Raw genomic sequence first — 8,932 nt, 5'->3', positions numbered from 1 at the left:
TCCCGTAGGGGTCGCCACTTCCGAACGGCTCTCCCGCACAGATCTGACGAGATCGCCCGTGACGAGATCATGGCCGACTCCATCGCCTGCGCGCACTGTCATGCGGGAAAACGCGTCAGGTCTGTCTCGACGCTTCGGTTTCGGGGGAGAGGCCGGACTTCTCGACGAGCTGCTCCAGACGGCCGCGCTCGGCCTGCAGGGCGGTGACCTCCTGCATCAGCTTGCCGATCGCGGTCTTGATCTCCACGGCAGCCTTTTCCCGTTCCTCCAGCATCTTGGTGCGGCGGACGATCTCCGCGCGGCTCCAGTCATAGGCGGTCTGCGCCCGTTTCTGGGCGGCGCGGATCTGCAGATACAGCCAGACTCCGCCGGGAACCCCGATGTAGAAGAAGGCGAGAACGAGAAGGGCGTCGGACATTGCAGGTGGGCTTCGCAGAAAGACGGGCCTACCGACAGGCCCGCTGTGGATAAATACCACCGGGCGACCCGTGCCGTCGACCGGCTGGCGGTAGCCGGGCGCCGGGCCGGATTGACCCGCCGGCATGATCATGATATGTTCTCATTCTTCGAGCGGCGGGTTGTCGGAGGCGACCTGGGTTGCGGGATAAGGAGGCAGAACAGGGACGCGTAGGGCCGTTTAAGAGAAAATAAGCTCAAATAAGCTCCGGATAAGCTCGGGATGCAGCATGTGATCACCGTCAGGCGGTCGGGTCGACCGTATCGGCGATCTCTTCCTTCAGATGCTGCGGCGACAGTTTCATGACCAGGATAAAGCCCGACAACAGCAGGCAGATTCCGTTGCTCAGCATCAGGGGCCATTGCGCCAGCATGATCCCGTAGGCGAGCCAGAAGGCGAAGCCGAGCACGGTGATGACATACATCCGGGTGGAGATGTCCTTGGTGCGCCGGGAGCGGATGATCTTCCAGGCCTGGGGCGCGAAGCTGACGGTGGAGCAGAGGGCGGCGAGGAAGCCGATGATGGTGGCGATCTGGGGCGTCATGGCGGAAAAACCCGCTATCGCCCGGCGGCGTTCCGCCCTGCATTTCGCCGGACTTCCGCACTGGACGGGAGCGGGCGGGCCGCTAGGGTGTCGCCATGATTCCCGTCACGTCCCGCATCAGCCTCGACGAGAGCGAGCTTGCCTTCAGCTTCATCCGCGCCTCGGGTCCGGGCGGACAGAATGTCAACAAGGTCTCAAGCGCCGTCCAGCTGCGCTTCGACGTGCGCAATTCGCCGTCGCTCCCCGAAAGCGTGAAGCAGCGGCTGGAGCGGCTGGCCGGGCGGCGGCTGACGTCGGATGGCGTGCTGGTGCTGACGGCACAGCAGTATCGCAGCCAGGAGCGCAACCGCGAGGATGCGATCACCCGCCTGAGCGAACTGATCCGTCAGGCGGCAATCGTGCCGAAGGCGCGGCGGGCGACGAGGCCGACGCTGGGCTCGAAGCGGCGGCGCCTGGATGCGAAGACCCGGCGCGGCGTCCTCAAGGGCCTGCGCCAGTCGAAACCGGGATTCGATTAACATCCGGTTACAATTCGTCATGAGGAAATGGCAGCAGGTGCCGCATCGCCGCCACAATGCTTTCGCAAAAGCCAGACGTTCTCTCCGATCAACGACCGAAAAAATGCAGTCTCTCCGTTTCCGTCATTCTCTCCTGCTGCTTGCGGGCACCGTCTGCCTTGCCGCGCCGGCTCATGCGCAGGCGCAGCGTGATCCGGACCAGGATCCGCAGGGCGTCCTCAGCTTCGTGATGGAGAATGATCTCTTCTACGATACCGACCAGCATTACACGAGCGGCGTGCAGGTGAATTACCTGACGCCGAAGGGGCGCGAACCGGCATTCGTGCGCGATGCGGCCAGCCATCTGCCGATGTTCGACGACGAGACCGACCTCAGGGTGGAGCTGACGCTGGGCCAGAGCATGTATACGGCAAGCGACAAGCGCCTCGCCGATCCGCCGCCGGGCGAGCGCCCCTATGCCGGCTGGCTCTACGCCTCGGCCGGCGTGGTGGCGCGTACCGGCCCGGTGCTCGACCAGGCTTCGCTCAGCCTTGGCGTTGTCGGTCCGGCCTCGCTGGCGCACCAGACGCAGGACTTCATCCACCGCATCGTCGACTCACCGCTGGCAGAGGGCTGGGACACGCAGCTGAAGAACGAGCCGACGCTGCAGTTCACCTACCAGCGCAGCTGGCAGTCGCCGCGCATCGAAATGCCGTTCGGATTCGGCATGGATGCCACGCCCCATGCCGGCATCGCGCTGGGCAATGTCTTCACCTATGCCAATGGCGGCCTCACGCTGCGGCTGGGCCAGAACCTGCCCGTGGACTACGGCCCGCCGCGGGTGCAGCCCAGCCTGCCGGGCTCGGGCTATTTCGAGCGCGAGAGCGGCAGCGTCGGCTGGTATCTGTTCGGCGGCGTGGACGGTCGCGCGGTGGCGCGCAACATCTTCCTCGACGGTAACACCTTCGCCGACAGTCGCAGCGTCGACAAGGAACCCTTCGTCGGCGACGTGCAGTTCGGCCTGGCGGTCATCATCGAGGACGTCCGCTTCGCCTACACCCATGTGGTCCGCAGCCGCGAGTTCGAGGGCCAGGCTCACACCGACCAGTTCGGCGCGCTCAGCGTCTCGTTCCGGCTGTAGCGCTCACAGAGGGAAGAAGGTGGTCTCGACCTCTTCATGCGCGAAGACGCTGTCGTCGCGCCGCAGGTCGGGCAGCACATAGATGGTGGCGCCGATCATCTGCCGCACCGCACCCGTGGCGTCGCCCAGTGGCAGCAGCAGACGTTCGCCGCTGCCGGTCGCCTGGGGGTCGAGGAAGACGCGGCCGGCTGCATGCATGATTGCCGGTTCCTCGCAGACACGGAGATAGCGGCCGCGCACGGTTTCCAGGGCGGCTTCCGGCACGATCTCCTCCAGCGTCAGGCCGCGCGCCGCCTTCGGCATCAGGTTGCGGATTTCCTCGCCGGCGAGCCGCAGGGTGAGGCGTCGCGTTTCTGGCTCGAAGTCGTAGAGGAAGACATGCGGCAGCAGGGCGGGAAAATCGGCCGGGCCGATATCCTCGCGCCGCGTGACGCGGGCATCACCCCGTCGGGCGAACCAGGTCTCGGCCAGTCGGCGCAGGCGCGGCGACCGGATGTAATCCAGGATCTCTTTCTGCACGGCGCGCCGATCTTGCCTCAGACCGGTCGCGCGTCCAACTGCCGGCGGGATTATTCCGCTGCCTGCGGCAGCGCGGCGAGGCTGGCCGTAAAGGCCGCGAGTGTTTTTGCAAGTGACTCGCCGTCCGGATCGGCCAGTGCCGCGGTGCGCGCCTGCACGACGGCATCGGCCGCGGCGTCGGGCGCAATGCGGCCCGACAATGCCGGCAGGATCACCCTATCGCGGATGGCGAGATAGTTGCCGAGCCCACGCCTGTAGGTATCGCCATAGCCTTTGATCAGGCGAGCGCATTCGGTGATTTCGCGGGCGAGGTGGAGGTCGAGCGCGGCGGCCCTGCGGATCAGGTCCAGCCATTCCTCGATGCGCTGCTGCTCCTCGGCATAGCGGAAGCTGTGTTTCCGCCAGCGGCGCAGGCCGGCCAGCAGGCGGAAGCGCAGATACCCGCCCAGCCGGTTCGACCGCACCTGCATGCCGAAATGGACCCTGTCGATCCAGCCGCGCCGGACGCTGAGAGCGATTATCGCACGCGCCAGTTTCGGCGGCAGCAGCGAGGCGATCTCCTCGATGCCTGGCTTGACGAAATCCGCCACCGCGTAGGGCTGGCCGGGCTTTACGCGCGTTTCGAGCTCGATGGCGGCGAAGCGCTCGGGCTTGATCTTCAGCTGCGCCACGCGGATGACGTCCTCGAAGCTCATGCGCAGCGCCAGGTGCCGTGCGACTTCCGCCGTCAGCGCCTCGTCGCCGATCGCCGCGATGGTTTCGAGCCGCTGCAGATAGAGCCGCGCGTAGGCCTCGTCCTGGTAATCGGTCAGACGCTTCACGCCCTCATCGGCGAAACGCTGCATCGGCGTGGCCGGCACGGGAGCCAATTCGGCACGGCCGCCGCCGTGATTGAGCCCGAAGCGGAAGCCGGCCAGATTGCTCTCCACCGACTTGCCGTCGCTTCGGATGCTGGCCTCGAAGGCGTCAACGGGGATGGGCAGGGCGCCTGAGCCGGCCAGCGCGCCGAGCAGTACGGCATTCAGGATGCTGCCGGATTCCTTCGCGGCGTCGTCCATGTCGAACAGGATGCGGTCGCGCGAGAAGTCGCGGGCGGCGCGGAACAGCTTGCCGGTGTCGTAGCGGCCGTCGCCCATGGCGCTGCGCTCGGCGATGGCGAAGACGCGATGCGTCGAAGCGATCAGGAGGGTGCGGTCTGGCGTGACATAGCCGTTGGCGATGGCACGGCCGGCCTCGACGAACTCGCTGGCGATCATCACGTCGACCTGGCCCGGGGCGGGATTGAGCGACATGACGGGCCGCTGCGCCGTTTTCTCCGGCCAGATCTCGATGTAATAGGTAGTAGCGCCGGTGCGCTGCGCCACGCCGGGGATCGAGGTGGCCTGAACCGGGTAGCCTTCGCGCTGGGCCGCGCCGGTGATCCAGCCGGTCAGCACGCCGCCGCCTTCGCCGCCCATGGCGGCGATCAGGATGCAGATCGGGCACGTCGCGGCCATGCTCACTCTCCCGCTGCCGGCTGCGGCGCCGGAGCAGCCTTGCCGCCCAGCCAGCCGATCAGGGTGCGGTGGATGCGGTCGGACAGGCGATCCCACCAGCCCGGGTTATGCACGATGTCGGTCCGGTAGAAGGACGGGCAGAGCACGGCGGCATGGGCCACCTCGCCGCAATGACCGCAGCCGACGCAGCCCGAATTCACGCTTGCCACCGGATCGGTGCGCAGCGGATCGGGATTGGGCTTGATGGTGAGCGACGGACAGCCCGAAAGCCGGATGCAGGAATGGTCGCCGGTACAGATCGCGTCATCCACGCCGAAGCGGGTGCGCACCACGCGGGCGCCGGATTTCAGCGCCGCGGCTTCCTCGCCGCGCAGCCGGCGCTGGCGCGCCAGCTGGCATTCGCCGTCGGCGATGATCACCTTCAGGCCCTTCTGCGCCGTGGTCATCGCCTCGCGCAGGCTCTTCACCATCTCGGGCAGGCTGTAGCTGCGGATGCGCCGGACCCAGCGGGCGCCGAGCGCCTTCACCGTCGTCTCGATATCCGAGCCGCCGGGACTGGAATCCAGGCGGTTGCCGGCGGAGGACGGCAGGTACTGCACGCCGGTCGCCGAGGTATAGCCGTTCTGCATGACGACCAGGACGCCGTCGCCGCGGTTGAAGATCGAGGAGGCGACGCCGCTGAGCACGCCGTTATGCCAGAAGCCGCCATCGCCCATGATCGCCAGCGGGCGCTTGCTCGACAGCGGCCCGACGCCGGCGGCGGAGGCCAGCGACATGCCGTAGCCGAGGATCGAGTTGCCGAGGCTGAACGGTGCGAAGGTCGCCAGCGCATGGCAGCCGATATCGGCGGCGACATGCAGCTTGCCGACATCGCGCTCGACCAGTTTGATGGCGGTGAAGACCGGCCGTTCGGGGCAGCCGGTGCAGAAGGTTGGCGGCCGCATCGGCAGGTTCGGGCCGATCAGCGCCTGCGCCGCCTTGCGGGTTTCCAGCGCCTGACCGAAGGCGGCCTCGGCCGCGGCCAGGTCGATCTGCGGCTGCTCGGCCCTGATGAAGGCGATGAGGCCGCGGGTCAGCGCCTCGATCGTGTATTCGCCGGCGGCTGGCAGCATGCCCTTGCCGTGCACGCGGGTGTTGATGTCGGCCTTGCGCAGGGTGGCGTGGAGGGCCTGCTCGATGTAGTCGGGCGAACCTTCCTCGACCATCAGCACGGCGCGCTTGCCGGCGCAGAACTGTGACAGCTGCTCGGGCACCAGCGGATAGGTGACGTTGAGAACGAGGGTCGGCACGCGGCTGTTGCCGAAGGCATCGCTCAGGCCCAGATTCATCAACGCGCGGTTCAGCGCGTTGTAGAGGCCGCCCTGGACAATGATACCGATCTCCGACAGATCGCCCGGCATTACCTCGTTCAGGCCGCGCTCGAGGATGAATTTGCGCGCCGCCGGCATGCGCTGCTCCAGCTTCAGCCGTTCCTGCATGAAGGTGGCGGGCGGATGGGCAAGGCGGTCGTAGTTGAAAGTTGCCGGATCGGGCAGGGGGCTGTTGCGCGAGACCTTTGCAGCGATGTTGTCCTTTGCAACGAACTCGCCCGTGACATGGCAGGCGCGGATGCGCAGTTCCAGCATCACCGGCGTGTTGGAGGCTTCCGAGAGCTCGAAGCCCTGTTCGACGCAGCGCACGATGGTCGGCAGGTCGGGGCGCGGATCGAGCAGCCACATCGACGATTTCATCGCATAGGCGTGGCTGCGTTCCTGGATCACACTGGCGCCTTCGCCGTAATCCTCGCCGACCACGATCAGCGCGCCGCCGATCACGCCGGCGGAAGCGAGGTTGCTGAGCGCGTCGGAGGCCACGTTGGTGCCGACGATGGCCTTCCAGGTTACCGCGCCGCGGGCGGGATAGTTGATTGAGGCGCCGAGCAGAGCGGCGGCCGAGGCCTCGTTGGTGCAGGTCTCGAGATGGATGCCGAGGTCGTCGAGAATGTCCTGGCTCTGCACCAGAACGTCGATCAGGTGCGAGACCGGTGCGCCCTGATAGCCGCCGACATAGGAGACGCCGGACTGCAGCAGGGCCTTGGTGACCGCAAGGATGCCTTCGCCCCGGAAGATTTCCCCGCTTTTCAGCCGCAGACTTTCGATCTCTTTCGCGAAAGAGCGTTCCATGGCGTTTCTCCCAGGTGGCGGAGTCTCCCATCGATACCCGCAGGCGTCAATGATTAGTTGGACTTCAAACGAAATCGTCTGGACACCTCCGGATGCCGCTGATAGGTTTGCGGCACAGGGCGGCCCGCCAGAAAAACAAGAGGCAGCCCACGACGCGGAGGAAACAACCATGACCATCACACGTCATCTTCTTGCCTGCGCCGCCCTGCTCGGGTTGGGTGCATCTTTTGGCCTCGGCGCTGCACCGGCTGTCGCGCAGGACAAGACCGTCACGCTGCGGCTGGGACACTGGCTGCCGCCGGCGCATCCGCTGCATCCGGCCTGGCAGGAATGGGGCAAGTCTCTCGAGCAGGCGACCAACGGCACGCTGAAGATCCAGATCTTCCCGGCGCAGCAGCTCGGCGCCGCCAAGGACCATTACGACATGGCGCGCGACGGCGTGGCCGACCTGACATACGTGAATCCGGGCTACACGCCGGGCCGCTTTCCGGTGATCGCCGGTAGCGAGCTGCCGTTCCTGTTCTCCAACGGCAAGAGCGGCTCGGCCGCGATCGATGCCTGGTACCGGAAATATGCCCCCAAGGAGATGCCAGACGTGAAAGTCTGCATGGCCTTCGTACATGATCCCGGCACCTTCCACGGCAAGGTGAAGATCTCCAAGCCCGACGATGTGAAGGGACTCAAGATCCGTCCCGGCAATGCGACCGTGGCGCGTCTGGTGACCATGGCGGGCGGCACCAACATCCAGGTCACGGCGCCGGAAGCGCGCGATGCGCTGGAACGTGGCCTGGCCGATGCGCTCACCTTCCCGTGGGACAGCCTGTTCATCTTCGGCATCGACAAGGCGGTGAAGTATCACATGGATGCGCCGCTCTATATCAGCAACTTCGTGCTGGCGATGAACAAGGCCGCTTACGAGAAGCTCTCCGCCAGCCAGAAGAAGGCGATGGACGAGCACTGCACCTCGGAATGGTCGGAGAAGGTGAATACCGGGTGGTCCGATGCCGAAGCCGCGGGCAAGGCCAAGATGCTGGCGCTTCCGGGGCATGAAGCCGTGAAGCCCGACATGGCTGCCTGGAACAAACTGGCCGAGGACATGACCAAGGCCTGGTACGAGGACGTCAAGAAGGTCGGCGTCAACGGCGAGCAGGCCCTGAGCGAGCTCAAGGCCGAGCTCAAGAAGCGGAACGCCGCCGCGTTCTGAGTCCGGGGGGAAGGGAGGGCGGCTGCCACACCGGCGGCCGCCTTCTTTATATCCCGTCATCGTGTACCGCTGCTAAGCTGCTGCCATGACCCGATTCATCGAGAAGGTCGAGCTGATCGCCGGGCTGCTGCTCGGCGCCATCGCGCTGCTGACCTTCTGCGCGGTGATGGCGCGCTGGCTGTTCAACTACGGCATTCCCGACGCCTTTGACTTTTCCCGCCTGCTGCTCGGCACGGCCATGTTCTGGGGCATCGCGCTGGCGGGCTTCCACAACCGTCATATCCAGGTGGATGGCCTCTGGGAGATCTGCCCGTCCTGGGCGCGGCGCGGGATGGATATCTTCGCCACGCTGGTCACGCTCGGCTTTTTCGCGCTGTTTGCCTGGATGCTGCATTCGAAGGTACTGAGCGTCTATGCCAGCAATGAGCAGACCTTCGACCTGCGGCTGCCGGTCTGGCCCTTCCATGCCGTCGCGGCTCTCGGCATCGCCCTGGCGGCCCTGCTGCTCCTGCTGCGGCTGATCCGGCTGATCGTCGGGCAGAGAGACTAGATGGATCGCGATCTCATCACCATCGGCGGTTTCGTCGCGCTTTTCGTCATGATGGTGCTGCGCGTGCCGGTCGGCGTCGCCATGGGCATCGTCGGCGTGGGTGGCTTCGGCCTCCTCGCGGCGGTCAATCCGGCCCTCAACCTGCTGGCACAGTCGCCGATCCGGGTGGCGACCGATTACGATCTGGCGGTCATTCCGATGTTCATCCTGATGGGCGCTTTCGCCACGGCATCGGGCATGAGCCGTGAACTGTTCCGCGCCGGCGAGGCCTGGCTCGGGCATCGCCGCGGCGGCCTGGCCATGGCGACCGTCTGCGCCTGTGCCGGCTTTGCCGCCATCAACGGCTCGTCGGTGGCCACCGC

Annotated in this window: 10 protein-coding genes; 5 read left to right on the top strand and 5 right to left on the bottom strand. The window is 66.2% G+C overall.

The features are described from left to right. Nucleotides 1–115: 115 nt before the first annotated feature. Both VKZ87_RS16990 and VKZ87_RS16985 read right to left on the bottom strand, forming a co-directional pair. Complete coding sequence (locus VKZ87_RS16990) at nt 116–418, bottom strand: hypothetical protein (protein WP_324222461.1); 303 nt, start codon at nt 416–418, stop codon at nt 116–118. 280 nt (nt 419–698) lie between these two features. Further along, nucleotides 699–1,001: a SemiSWEET transporter gene (locus VKZ87_RS16985; protein WP_324222460.1), complete on the bottom strand. Its 303-nt coding sequence runs from the start codon at nt 999–1,001 to the stop codon at nt 699–701. A gap of 95 nt (nt 1,002–1,096) precedes the next feature. On the opposite strand from VKZ87_RS16985, the gene arfB reads away from it, so the two are divergent. Further along, entirely contained in the window at nt 1,097–1,519 is a 423-nt protein-coding gene (gene arfB, locus VKZ87_RS16980) for an alternative ribosome rescue aminoacyl-tRNA hydrolase ArfB (RefSeq protein ID WP_324222459.1), read from the top strand. 103 nt (nt 1,520–1,622) lie between these two features. Continuing rightward, nucleotides 1,623–2,639: a lipid A deacylase LpxR family protein gene (locus tag VKZ87_RS16975; protein WP_324222458.1), complete on the top strand. Its 1,017-nt coding sequence runs from the start codon at nt 1,623–1,625 to the stop codon at nt 2,637–2,639. A gap of 3 nt (nt 2,640–2,642) precedes the next feature. Here the strand turns inward: VKZ87_RS16975 and VKZ87_RS16970 are convergent, their stop codons facing one another. From VKZ87_RS16970 to VKZ87_RS16960, 3 genes are read right to left on the bottom strand one after another with little or no spacing between them, the layout of a single operon-like run. Continuing rightward, nucleotides 2,643–3,158 carry a PAS domain-containing protein gene (locus VKZ87_RS16970; protein ID WP_324222457.1) on the bottom strand — a complete coding sequence of 172 codons (516 nt, stop codon included), beginning with the start codon at nt 3,156–3,158 and terminating at the stop codon, nt 2,643–2,645. A gap of 50 nt (nt 3,159–3,208) precedes the next feature. Further along, nucleotides 3,209–4,654 (bottom strand): DUF6537 domain-containing protein, encoded by a 1,446-nt coding sequence (locus VKZ87_RS16965; RefSeq protein WP_324222456.1) that lies wholly within the window; start codon nt 4,652–4,654, stop codon nt 3,209–3,211. 2 nt (nt 4,655–4,656) lie between these two features. Then, nucleotides 4,657–6,816 carry an indolepyruvate ferredoxin oxidoreductase subunit alpha gene (locus tag VKZ87_RS16960; protein WP_324222455.1) on the bottom strand — a complete coding sequence of 720 codons (2,160 nt, stop codon included), beginning with the start codon at nt 6,814–6,816 and terminating at the stop codon, nt 4,657–4,659. 169 nt (nt 6,817–6,985) lie between these two features. Here VKZ87_RS16960 and VKZ87_RS16955 point away from each other — a divergent pair, with 169 nt between their 5' ends. The 3 genes from VKZ87_RS16955 to VKZ87_RS16945 all read left to right on the top strand — a co-directional run. Next, nucleotides 6,986–8,020 (top strand): TRAP transporter substrate-binding protein, encoded by a 1,035-nt coding sequence (locus tag VKZ87_RS16955; protein ID WP_324222454.1) that lies wholly within the window; start codon nt 6,986–6,988, stop codon nt 8,018–8,020. Nucleotides 8,021–8,105: 85 nt separating this feature from the next. After that, nucleotides 8,106–8,570 (top strand): TRAP transporter small permease, encoded by a 465-nt coding sequence (locus VKZ87_RS16950; protein ID WP_324222453.1) that lies wholly within the window; start codon nt 8,106–8,108, stop codon nt 8,568–8,570. After that, a partial coding sequence (locus tag VKZ87_RS16945) for a TRAP transporter large permease subunit (RefSeq protein ID WP_324222452.1) occupies nt 8,571–8,932 on the top strand: 362 nt, incomplete at its 3' end.

The organism is Ferrovibrio sp. (assembly GCF_035304305.1).
Classification (GTDB): domain Bacteria; phylum Pseudomonadota; class Alphaproteobacteria; order Ferrovibrionales; family Ferrovibrionaceae; genus Ferrovibrio.
Note: the sequence above shows the minus strand (reverse complement) of the source record. Positions and strands in the feature narration are given on the sequence as shown.

Excerpts from the sequence above, each read along its gene's own strand:
- VKZ87_RS16965 (WP_324222456.1), bottom strand. The coding sequence starts at position 4,654 with ATGGCCGCGACGTGCCCGATCTGCATCCTGATCGCCGCCATGGGCGGC.
- VKZ87_RS16990 (WP_324222461.1), bottom strand. The coding sequence starts at position 418 with ATGTCCGACGCCCTTCTCGTTCTCGCCTTCTTCTACATCGGGGTTCCC.
- VKZ87_RS16950 (WP_324222453.1), top strand. The coding sequence starts at position 8,106 with ATGACCCGATTCATCGAGAAGGTCGAGCTGATCGCCGGGCTGCTGCTC.
- VKZ87_RS16960 (WP_324222455.1), bottom strand. The coding sequence starts at position 6,816 with ATGGAACGCTCTTTCGCGAAAGAGATCGAAAGTCTGCGGCTGAAAAGC.
- VKZ87_RS16955 (WP_324222454.1), top strand. The coding sequence starts at position 6,986 with ATGACCATCACACGTCATCTTCTTGCCTGCGCCGCCCTGCTCGGGTTG.
- VKZ87_RS16985 (WP_324222460.1), bottom strand. The coding sequence starts at position 1,001 with ATGACGCCCCAGATCGCCACCATCATCGGCTTCCTCGCCGCCCTCTGC.
- VKZ87_RS16975 (WP_324222458.1), top strand. The coding sequence starts at position 1,623 with ATGCAGTCTCTCCGTTTCCGTCATTCTCTCCTGCTGCTTGCGGGCACC.
- arfB (WP_324222459.1), top strand. The coding sequence starts at position 1,097 with ATGATTCCCGTCACGTCCCGCATCAGCCTCGACGAGAGCGAGCTTGCC.